Source organism: Microbulbifer mixtoriginis (SeqCode) (genome assembly GCF_052468275.1).
In genome coordinates this window covers 1,812,603-1,833,949 of sequence record NZ_CP174341.1, presented here as the reverse complement: position 1 = coordinate 1,833,949, position 21,347 = coordinate 1,812,603, and the positions used below count along the sequence as shown (strand labels likewise).

Annotated in this window: 17 protein-coding genes; 7 read left to right on the top strand and 10 right to left on the bottom strand. The window is 52.2% G+C overall.

What is annotated here, in order from left to right; all coding sequences use genetic code 11:
- Nucleotides 1–21: 21 nt before the first annotated feature.
- The 6 genes from ACJJIC_RS07955 to ACJJIC_RS07930 all read right to left on the bottom strand — a co-directional run bounded on the left by ACJJIC_RS07955 (nt 22) and on the right by ACJJIC_RS07930 (nt 9,036).
- Nucleotides 22–4,293, bottom strand: coding sequence for a YhdP family protein (locus tag ACJJIC_RS07955; protein ID WP_445356730.1), 4,272 nt, complete (start codon nt 4,291–4,293; stop codon nt 22–24).
- Between the two features lie 78 nt (nt 4,294–4,371).
- Nucleotides 4,372–5,859 carry a ribonuclease G gene (gene rng, locus ACJJIC_RS07950; RefSeq protein ID WP_252083009.1) on the bottom strand — a complete coding sequence of 496 codons (1,488 nt, stop codon included), beginning with the start codon at nt 5,857–5,859 and terminating at the stop codon, nt 4,372–4,374.
- Nucleotides 5,856–6,467, bottom strand: coding sequence for a Maf family protein (locus tag ACJJIC_RS07945; protein ID WP_444884023.1), 612 nt, complete (start codon nt 6,465–6,467; stop codon nt 5,856–5,858). Before ACJJIC_RS07945 ends, rng begins: the two co-directional genes overlap by 4 nt.
- A gap of 96 nt (nt 6,468–6,563) precedes the next feature.
- On the bottom strand, nt 6,564–7,043 hold the full coding sequence (gene mreD, locus ACJJIC_RS07940) for a rod shape-determining protein MreD (protein ID WP_252083011.1): 480 nt from the start codon (nt 7,041–7,043) through the stop codon (nt 6,564–6,566).
- Complete coding sequence (gene mreC / locus ACJJIC_RS07935; RefSeq protein ID WP_444884021.1) at nt 7,030–7,872, bottom strand: rod shape-determining protein MreC; 843 nt, start codon at nt 7,870–7,872, stop codon at nt 7,030–7,032. The genes mreD and mreC overlap by 14 nt, the downstream gene beginning before the upstream one ends.
- 129 nt (nt 7,873–8,001) lie before the next feature.
- The gene (locus tag ACJJIC_RS07930) at nt 8,002–9,036 is read right to left on the bottom strand and encodes a rod shape-determining protein (protein ID WP_445359708.1); all 1,035 of its coding nucleotides are present in this window, start codon (nt 9,034–9,036) and stop codon (nt 8,002–8,004) included.
- Between the two features lie 355 nt (nt 9,037–9,391).
- Here ACJJIC_RS07930 and gatC point away from each other — a divergent pair, with 355 nt between their 5' ends.
- From gatC to cysZ, 5 genes are all read left to right on the top strand, one after another.
- The gene (gatC, locus tag ACJJIC_RS07925; RefSeq protein WP_444884020.1) at nt 9,392–9,679 is read left to right on the top strand and encodes an Asp-tRNA(Asn)/Glu-tRNA(Gln) amidotransferase subunit GatC; all 288 of its coding nucleotides are present in this window, start codon (nt 9,392–9,394) and stop codon (nt 9,677–9,679) included.
- 71 nt (nt 9,680–9,750) lie between these two features.
- Nucleotides 9,751–11,196, top strand: a complete 1,446-nt coding sequence (gene gatA, locus ACJJIC_RS07920; protein ID WP_445356729.1) for an Asp-tRNA(Asn)/Glu-tRNA(Gln) amidotransferase subunit GatA — start codon at nt 9,751–9,753, stop codon at nt 11,194–11,196.
- A gap of 11 nt (nt 11,197–11,207) precedes the next feature.
- Nucleotides 11,208–12,659, top strand: coding sequence for an Asp-tRNA(Asn)/Glu-tRNA(Gln) amidotransferase subunit GatB (gene gatB / locus ACJJIC_RS07915; protein WP_445356728.1), 1,452 nt, complete (start codon nt 11,208–11,210; stop codon nt 12,657–12,659).
- Nucleotides 12,660–12,723: 64 nt separating this feature from the next.
- Nucleotides 12,724–13,023 carry a PA4642 family protein gene (locus ACJJIC_RS07910; protein WP_252083016.1) on the top strand — a complete coding sequence of 100 codons (300 nt, stop codon included), beginning with the start codon at nt 12,724–12,726 and terminating at the stop codon, nt 13,021–13,023.
- A gap of 32 nt (nt 13,024–13,055) precedes the next feature.
- A complete protein-coding gene (gene cysZ / locus ACJJIC_RS07905) occupies nt 13,056–13,895 on the top strand; it encodes a sulfate transporter CysZ (RefSeq protein WP_445356727.1) in 840 nt (279 codons plus the stop codon).
- Between the two features lie 124 nt (nt 13,896–14,019).
- On the opposite strand, the gene ACJJIC_RS07900 is transcribed toward cysZ, so the two are convergent.
- From ACJJIC_RS07900 to ACJJIC_RS07885, 4 genes are all read right to left on the bottom strand, one after another.
- Nucleotides 14,020–14,460 carry a hypothetical protein gene (locus ACJJIC_RS07900; RefSeq protein ID WP_444910308.1) on the bottom strand — a complete coding sequence of 147 codons (441 nt, stop codon included), beginning with the start codon at nt 14,458–14,460 and terminating at the stop codon, nt 14,020–14,022.
- 1,236 nt (nt 14,461–15,696) lie between these two features.
- Nucleotides 15,697–16,374 (bottom strand): hypothetical protein, encoded by a 678-nt coding sequence (locus ACJJIC_RS07895; protein WP_445356726.1) that lies wholly within the window; start codon nt 16,372–16,374, stop codon nt 15,697–15,699.
- A 264-nt stretch (nt 16,375–16,638) separates the two neighbouring features.
- Nucleotides 16,639–18,171 (bottom strand): ATP-dependent RNA helicase RhlB, encoded by a 1,533-nt coding sequence (gene rhlB, locus ACJJIC_RS07890; RefSeq protein WP_444902967.1) that lies wholly within the window; start codon nt 18,169–18,171, stop codon nt 16,639–16,641.
- Nucleotides 18,172–18,220: 49 nt separating this feature from the next.
- Nucleotides 18,221–18,838 carry an HvfX family Cu-binding RiPP maturation protein gene (locus tag ACJJIC_RS07885; RefSeq protein ID WP_445356725.1) on the bottom strand — a complete coding sequence of 206 codons (618 nt, stop codon included), beginning with the start codon at nt 18,836–18,838 and terminating at the stop codon, nt 18,221–18,223.
- Nucleotides 18,839–18,964: 126 nt separating this feature from the next.
- Here ACJJIC_RS07885 and ACJJIC_RS07880 point away from each other — a divergent pair, with 126 nt between their 5' ends.
- Together ACJJIC_RS07880 and ACJJIC_RS07875 are read left to right on the top strand one after the other, a co-directional pair.
- Nucleotides 18,965–19,678: an alpha/beta fold hydrolase gene (locus ACJJIC_RS07880; protein ID WP_445356724.1), complete on the top strand. Its 714-nt coding sequence runs from the start codon at nt 18,965–18,967 to the stop codon at nt 19,676–19,678.
- 216 nt (nt 19,679–19,894) lie between these two features.
- Entirely contained in the window at nt 19,895–21,286 is a 1,392-nt protein-coding gene (locus ACJJIC_RS07875; RefSeq protein ID WP_445356723.1) for an MATE family efflux transporter, read from the top strand.
- The last annotated feature ends 61 nt before the right edge of the window (nt 21,287–21,347 follow it).

Sequence of the window (21,347 nt, the reverse complement as noted above, 5' to 3'; positions counted from 1 at the left end):
TGTATCCTCCCAATAAGCAGGCTAAGAGCCCGCTTCATCCGCCAAAGGAGGCGTTGGTGCACGACTGATTCCCTGATCCGGTTTTGCCTGTTTCCCAGCAGCCTCAGAGGCGGCCCCCTGACGCTCTGCACCATCTCCATCAAAGAGCCTCTCAAAACGCATTTGTGGGTCAGCCCAGTCACCGCTGATGCGATAACTTACACTGGCCATCTTCTTCACCTGCTTTTTAAACGCTTTACTAATGAGATAAACCCCTGCCGCTGCCGGCAATCCCCCAGCAAGAGCGGCAACCAGGGCTAGGTTGTTACTTACTGGCAAAGTTGCCACCAGGGTCAAATCCAAATCTTCCCGCAATAAATTGACCCTTCCCGCCATCTGCAGCTCACTGGTTGGCCCCTCAACCTGAATAGGCACTGCAATCAACAACTGCCCATCCCCTTCGAACACGACCTCTCCACGCACTCGGTCGAAAGCCATACCACTCTTATAAAGGTCGGAGAAATCCAAGCGCAAGCGGCGCGCCCAGGTATCGAAATTAAACAGCGATAACAACCGCAAGACCGTTGAGCCAGCAGTACCGGTGGAACGAAGGAAGCGGCCATCACGAATATCTATTTTCAAATCTCCCGAGAGCAAACTACCCTTGGCCATGGCCGGAGACCCATCCCAGCGCAAGGCTGTATCAAAGGTCGCAGACTTACTTTCAATAAGCGGTTCATGCCCCATCTCACGCTGAATATCAGCGAGATCATCGGCTGCCAGGCGCCCAATAAATTGAGAGGAATTATTGCCCTCCGCATCACGCATCCACATCAATTGCGCTCCCAAGGCTTTTTCACCACCACCACGCCCCTGCAGGTGAAACCCGCGGACACTACCGCGAATATCGCTTAGAACCAGGCGGTCTTCGGATGGCCGAACGTCAAAAGACCAGCGCCCGAGCTCCTCATCCCCCACTCGCAGACTTTCCGTACTGAAATCCAGGGCTGGCAACGTCTGAAAATTAAAATCGGCCCAGGGGTCCAACAACTCTTCCGCAAAGGGCTGCTCAGCCAATGTAGCGCCGGAAATAGTCTGCCTCTCTTCAGGAGCAGGAAGGCGTAAATGCGCCAACTTTAAACGCAGAGGTTTTTGCCCACCGAGCGTTCCCGAAAGTCTTCCCGCCGCCATTTCACTATCAAAATCTAACTGCCACTTTGAACCCACTCCTCCACCAGTGACATGAATATGCTCAATAGCCACTGTTCCCAATTGCAGGCTATCTGTACTTAGGTCGAGACTAATCGGCAGTGGACTGGAAACATTGTCAGTTGTCTGTCCACTTTGGGGAAGTGCAGTCAGGCCATCCAGGTTGCTTGCTTGCACCTTATGAATCAGTGATGGTGCTTGTTCGGGCCGAGCAGATGACTCTTCGACAACCGATGAGTCATCTCGGTAAACGCCCAATAGCTTTTCCCAGCGGGGTAAATCAACATTGGAAATATCGCCAAGGATACTCACCCCTCTTTCTTCAGGTAGTTTCGCCTCGGCATTGAGCGCAATAGCCGCTCGCTCAAGAGCTCCGTCCACCAGCCAAAACTGCCCTTGCAGGTGCTCACCGTAATTCAGGTGAAATAAGCTGCCCTGATCACCAATGGGGGCTCGCAATACAAAATTCGTTTTACTTTCAGAGGGCTTAGCCAGGGGCTCCGGAAGGTTTACCGCCACACCAGCAAGATTTGAGGTCAGCTCGAAAACTGCAGCATAGGGAGCCTCTTTAGATTTTGCTGGGATGGTAATAAGGGCCTGGTAACCCATGGTACCTTCAAGCCATCTCAGCTCGGGACGCTGGCTCCAGCTGTAGATCGACTCAGTACTGGCACTGCCATCCACGACCACCTGCGTATCGCGCGCATCGGCATCACCTATATGACGTATGCTCGCATTTAATGGCCGCCCCCAGAGCTGACCTTTCAGCTCAGTACCTTCGAGTCCTGTATCGCTGTCAAAAATGACATCACCAGCCAGTGCCTCAGCATGCAAGCGCAGATTTTGCAGCTGTAAATCACCACGACTCAACTGCAATTCAACTCTTTGAGTTGGTGATACTGAAGCACCACCCAGGGGCTGAGTGAGGTTCAGCTGCCCGCGAATATCTCCCGACAACAACCACTCATCAAAAGCATTGCCGAGCTGTTTGCGCAAAGGGGATTCGCGCAACAAGCGCAAACCATCAGCAGCCGGGCCCTGAAGCTGGGCGGTCACATCCAGACGTGAGCCTTTATCTTTCTGTGGGGTTACTTCCACTAAAACTTTATGCGCATCCACTCCCCAAACACGGGCCTTGTCTGCGCTGACAGAAACATTGCCATCATCCAGCCTGAGTAAGCCATCAACAGACTGAACCTTAGGCCACTCGTCTGCATACTTAAGATTGGCACCAGAAAAGTCTGCAGCCAACTGTACTGTTTGACGCTTATTGTGAACCCCCAGCGCACGTAGAGACTCATCCTTGCCATTTTTGCGATAACTGCTGCCACGGTAAATAAATGCGGCAGTCTCAACCCGACCGGGATTTCCGTTGCCCAGCCCCTCATTCAACCAACTGCGCAAGTCTTCACTGACATTTGTCGGCACCAGCTTCTCTTGAACGCCAACATCCGCATCACGCAGAGAAAGCGACAGGAGTAAATCCGTTGGACGGCTCTGAGGACGGAAAGGCAGGGACAACAAAAACTGCCCGCGAACTTCGCCCAGATTTCCATCTAATAGCAAAGGGCCAGAGAAGACATTGATTTCATTCGAATCTTTACTAAGGCTCCATGCCAAAGTACCGCTGGCTTGCTCAAAAGAGAATGCCTCGGAGTAAAGATTTGGAAACCCTGCTTGCAAGTTCGAGCCATCCAATTCCACCCGGCCATCGTTACCGGCAAACTCCATGTAGCCACTCAAGCCGGCCACTGAAGGCGCACCGCGGAATGCCTGCGTGCTGATATTGTGCAAATTGGCACTCAGGCTCACCGCTCCTTGCGCTTCTTTGCGCAGCTGCAAGCGTCGCAACTGGCCCGAAGGCTTCAGGGACGTCAACCACTCGCCTGCAGCACCCTGCAAAACATCCAACCGAGTGAGAATATCGCTCCATCCCACTAAATCGATCACATCTGCGGACAGTGCTACTCCCTGAAGGTCGTTACTAACCTGCAGGTTTAGCGGCGGCATCTGCAAACCCTGCCAATCGATTTGGGTATCCTGTAAAGCCAAACGCCAATGTTCACCGGGCAGCCAGCGACCAGAAATATCTCCAGAAAGCGCCCGTAAAGGTGCCATTATGTGATCTCTGTTTTGTACCAGATCACTACTTTCATGCTGACTTTTGCCCTGACTGCTTTTCTTCGGCGCCTCTTCTGGCTGATCCAAGTTTGATACCTGAGCAAGGTCTACTCGTCCGACCAACCGATAACCACTGCTCGCATCGCTATGCAGCCACAGGCGTCCATCCGCCCACTTACGCCCACTCCAATGAAATCGGTCGGGTAGAGGGGTCAACTGATGGAGTAGTGACACAATATCCTGGTCCAACAGCAGCTCATTGAGCTGCATATAACCTCGCAGTGAAAATTGTTTTTTATTGCGCGGGTTACCACGCCCCTCCAGCACCAGGCGGAGAGTCTCAGTGTTGCTAGCCTGCTCTTCGCCTTCGCGGGAGATAAAAGCGCGGGCCGTAAGACGATGAAAATCACCTCGGTTTTCCAGAGAAATTTGTGGCAAGTTGAGCTCGGCAACCTGCTCATCAGGCAGCCTGACAGTGATTGCCGCATCGCTAATCCAGACCTTGGGGCTCAACTGGAAAAGTCGTGCCGGGTCCGCTGCCTTGGGATTGGACACAACCCTGCCGTCAGGCTTTAGGGAGATATCGGGGAAGCCGTCCAGACGCCACTCGCCCTGCTCATCCCGGCTGAGTCCAGCAGTAAAGGCGTGCATTTGCAGGTCTTTCCACACCAGCTCACGATTCCATAGGCTGGCGAGCAAATCCAGTTGGAACAGGCCGTGCCCCATACGCAACTCGCCCTTCTGCCCAAGGCGCAGGCCGTCGAGCTGTAATGAGACTTGCAGTGCTTCCCAGCGCAGGGAGATACGGTCCATCTGTACCGGAACCCCCAGCTGACCGCTGAGCCAGCGGCTGATCTGCGGGCGATATTCCTCAACTTGAGGCGATAGCAGGCGCCCGGTTTGAACAAGGATTGCCAGGGCAATCACCAAGCTTACCGATAACAGCCAAAACTTTCGCGCAAGCCAGCGCAATAAGATCATCATCACTCCCACTCTTCCACGGTGCTGTCGCAGGCATCGCAACGACCAGCATCGAAAAACTGCGAGGAGGCTAATAATGATTTACACAAGAACAATGTCGTACTGCTCCTGATTGTAAATGGGCTCTACTTGGAACTGTATGGGCCTGCGAATAAATTCCTCCAGATCGGCGACATTCGCCGACTCTTCATCCAGCAGCAGATCGATTACCACCTGACTGGCCAAAACCATGATTTTTTCACTATCGTAGGCGCGCGCCTCACGGATAATTTCCCGGAAGATCTCAAAGCAAACTGTTTCCGCACTCTTTAAGGTGCCGCGCCCCTCACACACAGGGCAGGGCTCGCACAGGATTTGCCCTAGAGATTCCCGCGTACGTTTGCGGGTCATCTCTACCAAACCGAGTTCGGAAACCCCGGTAATACTCGACTTAGCGTGATCCCGCTCGAGAGCCTTCTCCAGGGTGCGCAATACCTGACGTTGGTGCTCAGGATCTTTCATATCGATAAAATCGATAATGATGATTCCCCCGAGGTTGCGCAGGCGCAACTGGCGGGCGATTGCCGTTGCCGCCTCCAAATTCGTCTTGAAGATAGTCTCTTCCAGGTTGCGATGACCTACAAATGCGCCGGTATTGACGTCAATTGTACTCATCGCCTCGGTTTGCTCGACAATCAGATACCCCCCGGACTTTAGCGTCACCTTATGCTGTAGGGCGCGGCGGATTTCCTCCTCAACCCCATACAGGTCAAACAGGGGACGCTCACCGGGATAGTGCTCGAGTCGCCCAGCTATTTCTGGTGCATACTTGCCTGCAAATTCTGCCGCGCGACCGTGCGCCTCGCGGGAGTCTATACGAATCTTCTCGGTATAAGGGCGCGCAAGATCACGTAGGGCACGCATAAATAGCGGCAAATCCTCGTAAATTACGGAGGGCACTACCCGCTCCTTGATGCGCTGCTCCAACTCCCCCCAAAGTTTGTAAAGAAAGGGGATATCCCGTAGCAACTCCTCCTCGCTGACACCCTCAGCCACGGTGCGCAAAATAAAGCCTCCATCAGCGGAAAGGCCATCTTCGGCGAGACGTGACGAGGCGGCCTCCACAAGCTGACGCAAGCGCTCGCGCTCTCCCTCATCCTCGATACGATTGGAGATCCCGATATGACGGGTTTGCGGCATGTAGACGAGATAGCGGGCAGATACTGACAAGTGGGTGGTCAGTCTCGCGCCTTTACTGCTAATAGGATCTTTTACTACCTGAACGACCAGGGGCTGCCCCTCCCGCACAAGAGCGCGAATATCTGCAACTTCAGCATCCCTGGACTCCATTCCATCATCATCCAGGGGGGCGATATCAGAGGCATGGATAAACCCGGCTCGCTCCAGGCCAATATCCACAAAAGCCGCCTGCATCCCCGGCAATACCCGAATCACCTTGCCCTTATAGATATTGCCAACAATGCCCCGACGTGCACTGCGCTCCAGGTAGACTTCCTGTAGCACACCATTTTCTACCAGTGCCACTCGGGTCTCTGTTGGGGCAACATTGATCAGCAATTCTTCACTCAAGACTTGGCCTCCTGCCAGTAAGAAATCCCGGCCTGTTCCAGCATCGGAACTAACGCCTCCAAGGGCAGGCCAACCACATTGCTATAACTGCCGCTGATAGACTCCACTAACGCGGCTCCCATTCCCTGAATACCGTATCCTCCAGCTTTATCGGCGGGCTCACCGGTGTGCCAGTAGTCTTGAATACTCTGGACTGATAATTGGCGAAAGCGCACCCGGGTTTCCACCAGACAGCTGAATTGCCTGTGCTGACTGCGAAGACAAATCGCAGTCAGCACAGAATGCTCTCTGCCCGATAGGGCCGACATCATGGACTCAAAGTCAGTAAAATCCCGCGGTTTCTCCAGGAGACGCTCACCACAAAGTACGACTGTATCGGCCCCCAGGGCCCAGAGCCCGGCCTGTTCTGGTGTCGCCAATAACCCGGCCACAGATTTTTCCTGCGCCAAGCGCTGAATATATTCTTGGGGAGTCTCTGAAGCTTCTTTCTGCTCAGGCACCGAGGGCGGGCATTGGGAAAACACAACGCCTATTTGCTCCAGCAATTCGGCTCGACGTGGCGACCCCGAAGCAAGAAGAAGGCGATTCGAAGAGGTGATATTTGTCACTGTACTACATATTCCCTGTGGGCCAGCGGCTGATTATAGCGATACTGATCGAAAAATGATCAGAATTTTACATTGATTTACAGACTGACGAGACGCTCAACGAACCTGCAGCCGACTGCAGAGACGATGCAATAGCGGAGCAACCCAAGGCCATAGCAGGGCCGTGGTGAGTGCCGGCCATAAGAAAGTCAGGCCGGGAACGGTTTTTCCCTCCAAACCATGTACCCAGTTACCCACAACCTGGTGGATACCCACCAAAACGAACACCCATAGAAGCTGCTGAGCTGGATTAAAGGCCCTGGTACGCTGGTAGGTTAACAGGCTGAAATAGGCCAAAACTGCCAGAGCCAATGCATGGGTACCGAGACTGGCTCCGCTGATCAGATCTTCCAGGATACCCACCAGCCAGGCAAAACCAACGCCCAAGGCCTGAGGCATACGAGTAACCCAGAAAATAACCAATAGCGCCGGAAACGCGGGGCGGAACCACAGCCACTGCTGTGGTAAGGGCATAACCACAAGTAACATCGAGAGAAAGAGCGTGAGCGTGATAAACCAGCGATTATTCGCTTGCAAGGCCCTGCCCCCCACTCCCGATTACCGCCAAAACAAAGCGGCTGCGACTCATACGCCCGCGCGGGAGCACTTCCGCCTCGGCAAATGGTTGACCGGGGTCTCGGGAGATCGACATAACCTCGCCCACCGGGTAGCCTGCGGGAAAACGTCCACCGAGACCGGAACTGAGTAGCAGATCACCCTCGCGGATATCGCTGGTATTCGCAAGATGCCTGAGCTTGAGGCGATAGAGGTCACCGGTGCCCTCAACGACGGCACGCATACTGTTGCGTAACACTTGGACAGGAATTGCGTGGCTGGAATCAGTGATCAGGAGAATCCGGCTGAACGCATCCCCAGCCTCAATCACCTGCCCGAGCAAACCACTCGCATCCATCACCGGTGTGCCCACATCAATACCATGATCGCGCCCTTTATCGATCAACAGCACATGCTCAAGGGGGTCCGGTGAGACACCGATAACCTGGGCCACCAGCACCCGGTCATCAACCATTTCTGCCGAATTCATCAGCTCCTTCAAACGCGTATTTTCCGCCTTGACCGCAGCCAATAATTGGCTGCGCTGCTCCAACAGCAATACTTGACGCTTGAGACGGTCATTTTCTTCAAGCAGCTCCTCGCGAGAGCGAAACTGCTCTCCAGCCCAATCGCCAACACGCTCTGGAGCACCAGTGATCCAGTAAAGAGGCGCTGTAACACCAGAAAGACGCTCGCGAGTAGACTGGAACCAATTGGTGTAGTGGTCTGCAACAATCAAGGCGATTGCTAGCGGCACCAATAATAGAAGGCGGAACTCAGGGGAGGGGCCGCGGGTAAAAAGCGGTTTCAAGGGCAGCCACCTTTGTACAGGTCAATGATTATTGATCTCACAATATATCGGATGTCACTGAAACGTGAAACTAACTGCCGGCAGGGCTACCTCACTAATTGTTAGGAAAACCCGCCAGCTTCAATCCACTCAGTTGGACATCAGATACAAACGGCTGCGATCCAACATATCCAGGGCCTTGCCGCCACCGCGGGCAACACAGGTAAGGGGGTCATCAGCAACGATCACTGGCAGACCTGACTCTTCCATCAGCAGGCGATCCAGGTCCCGCAGCAAGGCTCCACCGCCGGTTAATACCATGCCGCGCTCAGCGATATCCGAAGCCAGCTCGGGGGGAGATTGCTCAAGGGCACTTTTCACCGCTTGTACAATACCAGTTAGCGGCTCTTGTAAGGCCTCAAGAATTTCATCGGAATTCAGGGTAAAACTACGGGGCACCCCTTCCGCCAAGTTGCGGCCGCGTACATCGATCTCACGAACTTCACTGCCCGCGTACGCACAGCCTATTTCTTCTTTAATACGCTCAGCAGTGGCATCACCGATTACGCTACCGTAGTTGCGGCGTACATAGTTGACGATGGCTTCATCAAAGCGGTCGCCACCGATACGCACAGAGTCGGAGTAGACCACGCCATTGAGGGAGATAATGGCAATCTCAGTCGTACCACCACCGATATCCACCACCATTGAACCGCTGGCCTCCTCCACGTTCAGGCCAGCACCAATCGCCGCCGCCATCGGCTCTTCAATCAGAGATACTTCGCGGGCACCGGCACCCAAAGCAGATTCGCGAATTGCACGACACTCCACTTCGGTGGACTGACAGGGTACGCATACCAGCACACGGGGACTTGGGCGCATCCAGCTGTTTTCATGCACTTTCTTGATAAAGTGCTGCAACATTTTTTCAGTCACTTGGAAATCGGCAATCACCCCGTCCTTCAGTGGGCGAATCGCTGTGATATTACCGGGGGTGCGGCCGAGCATACGTTTGGCTTCCACTCCAACTGCCTCAACGATTTTCTGGCCATTGTAGTGACGGATTGCGACGACAGAGGGCTCGTCGAGTACTACGCCGCGATCGCGAACGTAAATCAGCGTATTGGCGGTTCCCAGGTCAATGGAGAGGTCACTGGAGAACATGCCCCGCAAACGTTTAAACATGGAATTCGATTACCTTGTACTAATTGTCAGCCCCCAGATCGGGCACTGCGGGCGCGGCTTATTTTATGGATACAAATCCTAGTTAGTCCGCGCAAATAATTCTGAGTTCCGAGCCGCATTTCGAATCGGAATTTACGCAATACGCCGGAGTCTCTGAGCGCCCGGCAGGATTGGGCAAACTCTAACAACGGCACCGGTTCAGGGCAAGGCTGAAGCCCGGCTAATCGATTGCAGATTTCCCCCTACAGCTGAGCCGGTGAGAATAGCGGCCTATTGTGCTAAATTTGCCGGCCCTGCCCCGTCCTTATACGGAGCAACCCAGATTCGCAACTGAAGCCGGAGGAGCTCTATTGCCATGGCTGTGGATACGCAAACCGTAGAGAAGCTGGCGGAACTCGCTCGCATCGCCATATCCGAAGAAACCATTGAGGAAGTCAGCGGCCGCCTCGGCGATATTCTTCAACTGGTGGACCAGTTACAGGCCGTCAACACCGATGGGGTCGCACCCATGGCGCACCCACTGGATGAAGTGCAGACCCTGCGAGCCGACAAGGTAACAGAGACTGACCAGCACCAGAGTTTCCTGAACTTGGCCCCGCAATCTGAAGAAGGGCTTTATCTAGTCCCCAAAGTCATCGACTGAACAGGCCCCCAGGCAAGCACCCAATTATTCGATTTCGCCCTGAGCCCGCCCAAAGCCTTTAAGGGAATAACATGCACCAGCTTACTATCGCCGAGATGATCCGCGGCCTGCAGAGCAAGGCATTCTCCAGTATGGAGTTAACTCGCCATCTACTTGCACGAATCCAACAACTAGACAGCAGCTATAACAGCTTTATTACCGTAACCGAAGAACTCGCCCTATCGCAGGCCGAAGCCGCCGATCAACGTATTGCCAAAGGCGAAGCACCCACCCTGTGCGGAGTGCCAGTTGCCCATAAAGACATCATCTGCACCAATGGCGTACGCACCAGTTGTGCTTCAAAGATGTTGGACAATTTTATTCCGCCTTACGATGCCACCATAGTGGAAAACCTCAACGGCGCCGGCACCGTAACTCTGGGCAAAACCAATATGGATGAGTTCGCCATGGGCTCCTCCAACGAAAGCAGCTATTACGGCCCAGTAAAAAACCCCTGGAATACCCGTTGTGTACCGGGCGGCTCATCCGGAGGTTCCGCTGCAGCAGTAGCGGCGCTGCTAGTACCTGGAGCCACAGCCACAGATACCGGCGGCTCCATTCGACAACCCGCCGCGTTGACCAATACCACCGGCCTTAAACCTACATACGGCCGTGTATCCCGCTGGGGTATTGTCGCCTATGCTTCCAGCTTGGATCAGGCAGGCCCTATTGCGCGCAATGCTGAGGATGCCGCTTATCTGTTGTCTGCTATGGTCAGCCACGACCCAAAAGATTCCACCAGCCTGAACCGTCCGCATGAAGACTTCACCGCGGGACTGAGCGACTCTATCGCCGGCCTCAAAATCGGAGTCCCTAAAGAATACTTTGGAGAAGGCTTGAATGCTGAAACAGCCGCCCGCGTACAAGATGCCCTTAAGGAGTTTGAAAAACTCGGGGCCGAGCTGGTGGATATCAGTCTGCCACATACTGAGTTGGCTATTCCCGCTTACTACGTCATAGCCCCAGCCGAGGCCTCCGCCAACCTATCCCGCTTCGATGGGGTGCGCTATGGCCATCGCTGTGAAAACCCCAAAGATTTACGAGATTTATATATGCGCTCCCGCGGTGAGGGCTTTGGCGAAGAAGTCCAGCGCCGCATTCTGGTTGGCTCCTACGCGCTATCCGCTGGCTATTACGATGCTTATTACAATAAGGCCCAGCAGGTGCGCCGACTGATCAAGCAGGATTTTGTACAGGCCTTTGAAAAAGTCGATGTCATTATGGGGCCCACCACACCCTCCCCAGCGTTTGAGTTGGGAGCCAAGGGGGCTGATCCGGTAGCCATGTACCTGGAAGATATCTATACCATCGCGACCAATTTGGCGGGCCTACCAGGCATGTCTATCCCCTGTGGATTGGTAAACAATTTGCCTGTAGGGCTTCAGATTACCGGTAACTATCTGGACGAATCCCGCATGCTCAATGTTGCGCATCAATACCAACAGGTTACCGACTGGCACCAAGCCAGCGCCGTATAAGGAGATCGACTGTGGAATGGGAAATCGTTATCGGGCTGGAAATTCACGTGCAGTTATCCACCCAATCCAAACTTTTTTCTGGCGCTAGTACCCGTTTCGGCGCGGCACCGAATAGCCAGGCCTGCGCCGTAGACTTGGCCATGCCCGGTACCCTGCCTGTCCCTAATGAAGAAGCCTTTCGCTACGCGATTATGTTTGGCCTGGCGATGAATGCGGACATTGGTAAACGCTCTGTTTTTGAGCGTAAAAACTATTTTTACCCAGATCTCCCCAAAGGCTACCAGACAACCCAGTTGGAACAACCTATCGTTGGGGCTGGCGAAGTTGAAATTCATCTAGAGGATGGCAGTAGTAAAAAAGTACACTTGCACCACGCCCATCTAGAAGAAGATGCGGGCAAATCCTTGCATGAAGACTTCCACGGCATGTCTGGTATCGATTTAAACCGCGCGGGCACACCTCTGATAGAAATTGTCTCAGAACCCGATATGCGCAGCGCCGCCGAAGCGGTTGCCTACCTGAAAAAAATCCACAGTATCGTCACCTATTTGGGCATCTCCGATGGAGATATGTCTCAAGGCTCTCTTCGCTGTGATGCCAACGTCTCTGTGCGATTAAAGGGAGAGGAAAAGCTGGGCACTCGCACCGAGCTTAAAAACATCAACTCCTTCCGCTTTGTTGAGCGAGCTATCAAAGTTGAAGCCGAGCGTCAGATCGATATTCTCGAAGATGGTGGCAACATAGTGCAGGAAACCCGACTGTACGACGCGGATAAAAATGAAACCCGCTCCATGCGCAGTAAAGAAGTTGCCAATGACTATCGCTATTTTCCCTGCCCAGACCTACTACCCGTAGTGCTCACCGATAACTATGTCGAGCAACTGCGTGAACTACTTCCTGAGCTGCCCGATGCCAAAGCCGAGCGCTTCCAGTCAGAGTACGGCTTATCTGCCTACGACGCTGACCAACTCACTCAGGAGCGCGCCAGCGCCGACTACTTTGAAACAGTATGCAAATCCTGCGGAGAACCAAAACTCACCGCTAACTGGATTACCGGTGAGTTAGCCGCACTGCTGAACCGTCAGGAAATCTCTATACAGGATTCCCCGGTTAGCGCCCAGCAACTCGCCGGCTTAATCATGCGTATCAAAGACAACACCATCTCCAGCAAGATTGCCAAACAGGTTTTTGAAGCTATGGCACAGGGAGAGGGTAGTGCGGATGAAGTTATCGAAAAGCGTGGTCTCAAGCAGGTATCTGATACCGGTGCCATTGAAGAGATGGTAGAGGCAGTTATTGCTGCCAGCAGCGCACAAGTAGATAACTACTGCAAAGCCGACGAATCCAAGCGGCCCAAGATGATGGGCTATTTTGTCGGCCAAATCATGAAAGCCTCGAAGGGTCAGGCGAATCCACAGATGATCAACAAGATCCTCAAGGATAAGCTCGACGCTCTCCTTTAAACCTTTTTAACCTGCGGCCAGGTTCAATCTACCTGGCTTCTTTCACAGAACTAAGGAAAAGATTTTGAGCCTAAAAAAAGACAAACAAAAAGTCCTCGGTGAAGTATTTGACGAGGAGCGAATTGCCGGTTTCCTAGTGGGGGAAGCACCAAAAAATACCAACCGGGATTTCCATTTACTTGAACGCGCCTACCGCAGTATGAAAGCGGAGAGTTTTGCCACTTTTGTACAACTATTTCTCGCCGAAGGTCACGACCTCAACAGTATGGATCCGGATGGAAAAACCTTATTAACCCGCATTAGTGAACACCGCCAGAGCAGCGAGTACATAGAAATACTAAAAGCCGCCGGTGCTAAACACTGATTGGCCGCCGCGCACTTGCGAGAGGTAACTTTATGACTTCAAATCCAGTCCATGGTATTGACGCGCTAATGCGCGGCGCCCGCCTATTAACCAAGCGTGAACTACGCCCCTTTATCCTGGTTCCCCTGCTGATCAACCTAGTGTTATTTATCGTGATCAGCGGCATCATGATTACCCAACTCGGTGGTCTCAGTGAGTTTATCAGCAGCCTGCTGTCACACACCCCAGTGGACACTACCAATATGTCCTGGTGGGAAGCCGTGATGGCCAAAGGTGCCGCCTGGACCGCCAGCGTTTTTCGTTGGCTCGCCTGGATCATTGCAATTTTGGTGCTGTTTTTATTTTTCCTCGCCTATGGCTATTTGTTTGGGATAATCACCAATATTATTGCGGCCCCTTTTAATGGCCTACTGGCCGAGAAAGTTGAAGAACTTCTCACCGGTAAAGCACCTCCTGCAGAACCAATGATACAGATGGTATGGCGCACACTGGGACGGGAACTGCGCAAGTTAGGTTATTTTATTTTCTGGGGACTGATCATTTTTCTGATATCCACAGTAACCAGCTGGACCATAATTATCCCTGCCGTATTAGCTGCAGTTTGGGGTGCCTGGTGTATGGCAATACAATACGTTGACTACCCTCTCGATAACCACCAGCGTCCTTTTGACGAACTAAAGAGCGTACTACGCAGGCGCAAACTAACCAGCCTCGCCTTTGGTGGAAGCGTAATGCTGGCCAAGATGGTGCCCATTTTGAATATCTTTGTTATGCCTGCGGCAGTAGCAGGGGGTACCGCACTCTGGGTAGAGCGACTGCGCAGGGAGGGAGATCCCGGAACAGAAACTCACTCTGCAACACAACCCAACTGAGCATCAACCATTCCAGCAAACTAATATTCACAAAACCGAAACCTCTAATACTATTCACAGAAGAGTATTTTCTATATGAAACTGAAAGTTAATGCTGGAATGGATAACACACTATCAAGAAGGTTTATAATCCTAAGCAATTCTCGGAGCGATAAAATAAAGTCGTCCGGTGCGAGCCTGTTGATGCAGGCTTCATTCCTTCAAAGTGCAGAAATTTAAACCCGGCGGCCTTACCAAGCTCTATAGCGGGGGCATATTTACTACGAGCCGAATCATCCAAAAGAATGACTCCATCACTTGCCAATCGTAAAATACCCTGCTTGAAACAGTTGATACGATCTCGACCATCCACAATTACCACCTGAAAGTGGTTTTTAAACTTATGAATAGAGCGACAGTAGTCGCCATCATCATCGGCCGCCTGCAAGAGTACTTCAGCATTCGCCGGCAGTTCTTTAGTTATTATTTCAAACCACTTGGAATTATCTTCCACACTCTTTACTGAAGCCACTTGCTCCGCATAAAACCGCGTAGAAAAACCGCTCCCATACTCAAATAGATCCATACTTTTATTTAAGCGCTCCTCGAGAAAGCGTATAACTGGATAATTCATCCAAGGCAGCGGATTACCTTCAGCATCACAAGGGTAACCTCGCTTGAAAGACTCAAGCCACCCGGTCCTGCGAAGATAGGAAGATTTGCGAAACACGGTCCTGCGGGCAGCGACAAATCGCCAAAAAGGATTTACCATAGGTAACATACACCAACAAATAATAATACTCCGTATAGTTTGCACAAGCAGCATCTAAAATACAACTCAGCAACATAAAGCTTGACAAAGCCTGCCAAACAACACCACCCACAAAAAAAGGATAAATCAGGCAGCTTAAGCTAAGCCAATTAATTCAATACGCCCCCTCTACACCAACCACCTTCACCCCATGAGAAGCTGACTAAGAACTGATAAATTAAAATCAAACATATAGAAAATAACCAGACAATATGAGCAATCATTTACCTTTCAATGCTAGGAAGGGGCAAAAAAGCTCACCACCCCCATCAATGTGCCCCACACTCCATATCGACTTTTATAGCCCTACTCCGCAAGCCGCACCTCAGTAAAACCTATATCGACCTAAAATTTTGGGAACCTATGGCAAGATTTAAACCAAAAAAATAGGAACTGCAATCCGCCAAGTCACAAAATCCCACCTAAAAAATCAAACAATTAATTATTTTTTCGCACCACCCCAGGCACATTCTTCAGCAACCCGCAGACAGCGCACCTGCCATATTCCTCTAAATTAAAAACCCTATAAATATTAAATTTAGAGTAATAACGCGCTTTACGCAAAACCTAAAAAACCCAGAGGCGATTACCCTCTACACCATTAGATTTGAGGCCTGACCAGCCATAAAAAAATAGGAATGCACAACTCTAAACCTACAACTTATAACGCACAGCACTCAACTACTAAAACCAGTAAACTTTCACGGAATGACATAAACCCCTTACTCCAGCTATCTAACTCCATGACAAAAATCAAACAAAAAAACCCAAACACAGAGAAATACCCCTAAAGAATCAGCCACGCAAAAAACTAAACAGGGAAGGACTAGCCAGCTCATAATTAGCCAAAAGAGATAAGCATTTCACTGCGTCCTCCGGCTCACAAAGCAATTTTCTCTTCTTAACATTACTGCTCTGCAAACGATCCCGCATCTCCCGAAAACCTCTCACACCAACAGCCAATATCTGTGGAAGCCAATCTGACAAGTCTTGCAGGGTTAAGTAGTCACTTCACTTTTCGGTATGCCCAGAAAAGTCATCACTAAATGCCAAACCGGAGGATTTCTTGAGAAAATGATCACTAAGCAATGAGCAAAAATCACTAACTACATCGCCTTCACGCAAGAACTCAGCAGAGAAATCCCGCACATTCAGGGCTGCTTCCCCAAAACCTGCAGCCCATATTTTTAACTTTGAAAAATAGTCAAAATACATCATTAAGTCAGTACTGAGATGTGGGAAAGCGCCTTCACAGTGCCCAAATAACAAGCTGGAGGGACTGACATCAGGTGCTGCCGCCCGTGCAGCCTGCCTTTTAAATGAGAATGCCTGTAAATCCTGCCGTCGCAAATAAACAACGACTTGGCAGCGATCAAAAAATCTTCGACACTCCTTGTAGAGACTGTCAATATCTTCAAACGTATGCAGGAAACACAGGTGCTCCGCAGACACAACGATATTATCACCGCGGCTTGATGCCAGTAAGTCACTAAGCCGCCGGTTCAGACGATAGGACATTCGACCATTTTTTTTCTGAAAATCGACAGTACGAGAGGAACTCCCCTTTTTCCCCAAGGAAAGAAACTCTATACCTTTTGAACTTAATAATTTGGTGGATTGTTTTAGGGCAAGCTGCAGTGCACTAGAGCCAGTTTTATGAAAACCGATATGTAGAAAGAGAGTTCGCATTCGAATACTTTTTGATTTTACACAGGTAAAAAACATCCGAATTCAAGGCTGTGTCAAACACCTGAACAAATGGGGCAGCCCACGGAGTGAAGATCCCAACAACAGGAAAAATCTTTACCAGTGTAGTTCAAGGAGAGAAAAGGGAGCTCAGAAGAGGGAAAAAGGCAAAAACTGATGCACTCATTACTTATTAAGTAGATAAGGTATGTTTCCAATTACTAGAAACGCCAATAGGCCTTTAGCGGCCTATTAGCTTAGATGGAGTCAATGGCGAGAACGCCCCCGGCCACCACCGCGACGGTTACCGTGCCCTCCACGATGGTCCCTATCACCACCACTGCGACGCACTTCGACTCTCGGGGGTTCCTGTAGTAGCTCTTCCGGTGGGACTTCACATTTGAGCTTCTGCCCCAGTAACTGCTCGATCGGCTCCAGACGCATAGCATCATCTTCACAGGCAAAGCTGATCGATGTTCCAGTCTTGCCAGCACGACCGGTGCGGCCGATGCGATGAACGTAATCCTCAGGCTCTTCGGGAAGCGTGAAGTTCACCACATGACTAATGCCGTCGATATGAATACCGCGCCCGGCCACATCCGTGGCTACCAACACCTTGGTTTTACCCGACTTGAAGTCGTCGAGAGTGCGTACACGCTTGTTCTGTGCCACTTCGCCGGAGAGTAGACCGGCGGAAATGCCGTGGGCGAGCAGGTGTTCATGCAAGCGGCGACACTGGTCGCGGCGGTTGGCGAAGACAATCAGGCTGTCCACCTCATCTCGCTGCAAAATATTGTAGAGGAGTGCGTACTTCTCCTCACTAGCGGCCAGATAGACATGCTGCTCGACGGAATCGGTGGCAACCCGTTCAGGTTCGATTTCTACCACTACCGGCTCTTCGGTCCATTGCTCCACTAAGTCATCAACTTCGGGGGTGAAGGTGGCAGAGAAAAACATGGTTTGGCGATGAGTCTTGCGAGGTGTCTGGCGTACAATCCTACGAACCTGGGGAATAAAGCCCATATCCAGCATGCGGTCGGCCTCGTCGATCACCAGCACTTCCACTTGATCCAGGAAGCAATCGCGGTTGCCGACAAAATCCAATAGGCGCCCCGGTGTCGCCACTAGAATATCCACTAATCGCTCATTCAGATTGCGCTGTTGCTTATCGTAATCCATCCCCCCCACCAGGGTATGGATTTCCAAGTCGGTGTATTTGCACAACGCCTTGGCATCATCGGCGATCTGCATTACCAACTCACGAGTGGGAGCGATGATCAGGGCGCGGGCTTCACCGGCGTAACGCTCACCATCAAAGGGATGACGCAACAGATCATCAATAACGGTAATTAGGAAAGCTGCGGTCTTGCCAGTGCCTGTCTGGGCCTTGCCCACCAGGTCGTGGCCATTCAGGGTGTGAGGTAGAGAATGGCCCTGGATTGGCGAGCAGTACTGGAAACCCAGGTCGTGAATACCGCGCATTAACTCCGGCGGCAGGCCCAGGTCATGGAAGCGGACCTTACCCTCTTGCTCTGGAACCTTGAAATCACCCAAGGACCAGGGCGTTGCCGGGGCCTCCGGCTTAGGAGAGCGAGAACGCTGACGTCCCCTCTGGGAACTTTTGCCGCCGCTCCGGCGCGAACCTCCCTCGCTCTGGCCAGATTTTCCCTCGGCTTTTTGGCCTCCACGAGGCTTTTTAGAGGGATTCTGGCCACTTTTACGCTGCTGGGAGTGCTCGTCTCCCTGGTGGGGAGTCTTCTCCTCAGAGGAGGAGGAACGGCGGAACAACTTTCCTATCAAGTGAAATACTCGCTCAAATGTTCAAATAATCGGCGAGTATACCACCACTCTAGGTGGATTCTCGCCCACTACAGTGGCGGCACAGCCAATAATCAATACTAAAGAAGCGCCCCGCCCCACTACATAACAGTGCCAACAACATAATGAAGTAGGTCGCAGAAAACTCTATGCCGTTCTTCAGAACAGTAAAGCTACCCTTCTCGGATAACCACTCATAGTTGCCGTGCTCTTTTAAGAGTTCTATAGCCTTCTCTTTGCGAGTGATGGCTTCATCAATCAGGTCCTCGCGCCACTCCCAAGGAGCAACCAGAGTTTTATCAGGCAGGGCTGACCATCCATTCTCCCAGTGTGCGGTAAACGCCGCCACCGCCATCACAAACATTAAGGGGATCGCCACCAACCTAGTGGCAAACCCCAGTAGGATGGCAATACCGCCAAAAAACTCCGTCAATGCCGCCGCCCAAGCCATAAACAGTGGTGCCGGCAGGCCAAGACCCCAGTCGGAGTTACCAAACCAAGCGGCCACACTATTGATATCCCCCATTTTATTGAGGCCCGCCAAAATAAAAATCGGCGCCAAATAAATCCGTAGTGCCAGAGGCCCGAGCCAGTCGATTTTCTGCACCCAATGCACAAAGCAGCCATACCAACGACCCAGGGTATTCATAACAGAACCATCCTTTTCACTCTCTTTTCAGTATATGTGTTCACTTTAGTCGAGCGGCCCAGGCATCTCTTACACTGCCTCCAACTAAGCTTGTTCTTCCGAATCGCGGAATGGAGTAAATGCATAGTGAATACCTACGTGCTGGTTCATGGCCTATTTCTCGGGGGATGGTGCTGGGGCCCCGTAGCCAGGCTGCTGACTGCCAACGGACACCGGGTATTCACCCCCACCCAGACAGGCCTGGGAGAGAGACATCATTTACTTTCACCCACAATAGGTATGGATACCTTTATCCAAGACCTGGTGAACGTAATCGAATTCGAGGAATTAAACCGGGTGATTTTAGTGGGGCACAGCTTTGGGGGCATGGCGGCCGCCGGCACCGCTGACACACTTCCCGAGCGCATTCGCCATCTCGTTTACCTGGATGGTGCCATTCCCAATCCCGATCACGCTTTTGCCGAACAACTACCGCAAGATATCCTCACAAAACGCCTGGCAGAGGCAAAAGAAATTCACGGCACCCGCTGTTTTTTACCGATAGATCCGGCGCAAATGGGGATTAAGAAGCAGGATGTTCAAAATTGGCTGCGCCGGCGTATGACCCCTCACCCCGTGAAAACTTACTTGGATCCCATCCAAATGAGACTCCCCCCCGAGCAAGGACCGAGCTGTACTTTTATTCGCTGCACCAAGCCCTACTACCCCCCAGCCAATGTAAGCGGTGAGCGCGCTCAAAAGATTCCCGGCTGGCACTACCGAGAAGTTGCCGTCAGCCACGGTTGTATCTTTCTCACACCGCACAAAGTCGCCAGATTATTGCAGGAAATTCCTCTGTAGCCGCTGGGAGAAAACATGATTTAGCCGTAGAATATTCCGCCTTTATGGCGACGGGAAATTCTTGCTGTCAGCTCCCATCCAGCTCCCCCGCTCTGCTTTAAAGATCATTTGGCACAACCGACTGCCTCAATAACATTTTCTGCCCAGTCCCGGCTGAACTTGGCTGATATACCAAAATCATCGACAGGCTCTGCCTTAATAAACTTGGTTTTTCCCTTGCTCAAGATTTACCGACGCGCCATCTCCACCGAACTCTCCCACCTCACCACTCTGGGGGGCCCCTTAGTAGTCAGTAACTTGGCAGTGGTGAGCATGGGCGTTGTAGATACCATTGTCGCCGGTAACGCCGGGGAGGTAGACCTGGCCGGCTTGGCGCTGGGCTCAAGTATTTGGGCTGTATGCGCAGTTACCCTGATCGGCCTGCTCGCTGCAGTATCCCCGGTTGTTGCCCACTTGCGCGGAAGTCGCGATGAGGAAGGTTGTGCTGCCCAGTTACACCAAGCTCTCTGGATTGGCTTGATCGGCGGCATATTAGTGCTACTTGCCCTGCTCGCCGTGCCTGTGTGGAGCCAGTGGATCAAAACCGAGGAGCCTGTTCGACAGGTTTTACAGGGTTATATCCTGGCACTCACGGTAGGCACCCTACCCTTTGCCCTCGGAACCGCACTGCGCGGCTATTGTGAGGGTATGGGACAGGTGCGCCCAGTCATGCGTATTTATCTGGCCGCTGCCCTGCTCAATATCCCCCTGGACATTCTCTTTGTATTTGGCGCCGGCCCTATACCAGCTATGGGCGGTGCCGGCTGTGGCTGGGCAACCGCAGCGGTAAGCACCCTGATTGCTATCGCCCTGTTTTGGCATGCCGCCACAGATCCGGTATACCACCAACTCAAGCTAAAGCTGATACCACCCAGGCCCAACTGGCCCATTTTGAAACATCTTTTGGCTGTAGGACTGCCGGTATGTGTCGGCGCTGCCAGTGAGGTCACATTTTTTGCCAGCTTGACGATTCTGCTCGCTCCCTATGGCGCAGCCATAGTGGCAGCGCATCAAATCAGCATGAGTATCGGCTCGATTTTTTACCTGGTAGCCCTGGCGCTAGCCCAGGCCCTGAGCATCCGTACGGCACACTTACTCGGCCAGAAGCGCCCCAAGCGGGCACTGTTTGCCGGTAAAGTGGGGATTGGTAGTGGCGTCGTGTATGCCCTCGGAACAGGTGTACTACTGATCACCTTTCGCCACCTGTTTGTACAGGCTTATACCAACAATGCGGAAATTATTGCAGTGGCAAGCAACCTACTACTGCTCTGTGCCGCCTACCAATTGGTAGACGCCGCTCAAGCCATGGCCTGGGGAGCACTGCGAGGTTACAAAGACACCCGCGTTCCCATGTATATACAGCTGTTCTCTTACTGGCTGGTAGGGCTCTCCAGCGCCTATTGGCTGGGTGAAAACTTCTGGGGCGTTTATGGCTACTGGACTGGTGTCTGTATCGGCCTGGGCACCGCCTCAATCCTATTAGCGCTTCGACTGCGACGAACCAGCCGCAAAGCCATTGCCAAAACCTGGGGAATACAGGTTGGTTCACATTCCCAGGGAACGCTTTGACTATACTGGCGCTCCAAGTCCCCAAGCGTGCCGGGCAACAACAATAACCGGCACCGCCCGC

What these genes read in the sequence shown, in the direction of transcription:
- gatC (WP_444884020.1), top strand. Translation starts at nt 9,392, where the DNA reads ATGGCTGTGGATACGCAAACCGTAGAGAAGCTGGCGGAACTCGCTCGC.
- cysZ (WP_445356727.1), top strand. Translation starts at nt 13,056, where the DNA reads ATGACTTCAAATCCAGTCCATGGTATTGACGCGCTAATGCGCGGCGCC.
- ACJJIC_RS07930 (WP_445359708.1), bottom strand. Translation starts at nt 9,036, where the DNA reads ATGTTTAAACGTTTGCGGGGCATGTTCTCCAGTGACCTCTCCATTGAC.
- gatA (WP_445356729.1), top strand. Translation starts at nt 9,751, where the DNA reads ATGCACCAGCTTACTATCGCCGAGATGATCCGCGGCCTGCAGAGCAAG.
- ACJJIC_RS07955 (WP_445356730.1), bottom strand. Translation starts at nt 4,293, where the DNA reads ATGATGATCTTATTGCGCTGGCTTGCGCGAAAGTTTTGGCTGTTATCG.
- ACJJIC_RS07900 (WP_444910308.1), bottom strand. Translation starts at nt 14,460, where the DNA reads ATGGATCTATTTGAGTATGGGAGCGGTTTTTCTACGCGGTTTTATGCG.
- ACJJIC_RS07895 (WP_445356726.1), bottom strand. Translation starts at nt 16,374, where the DNA reads ATGCGAACTCTCTTTCTACATATCGGTTTTCATAAAACTGGCTCTAGT.
- ACJJIC_RS07885 (WP_445356725.1), bottom strand. Translation starts at nt 18,838, where the DNA reads ATGAATACCCTGGGTCGTTGGTATGGCTGCTTTGTGCATTGGGTGCAG.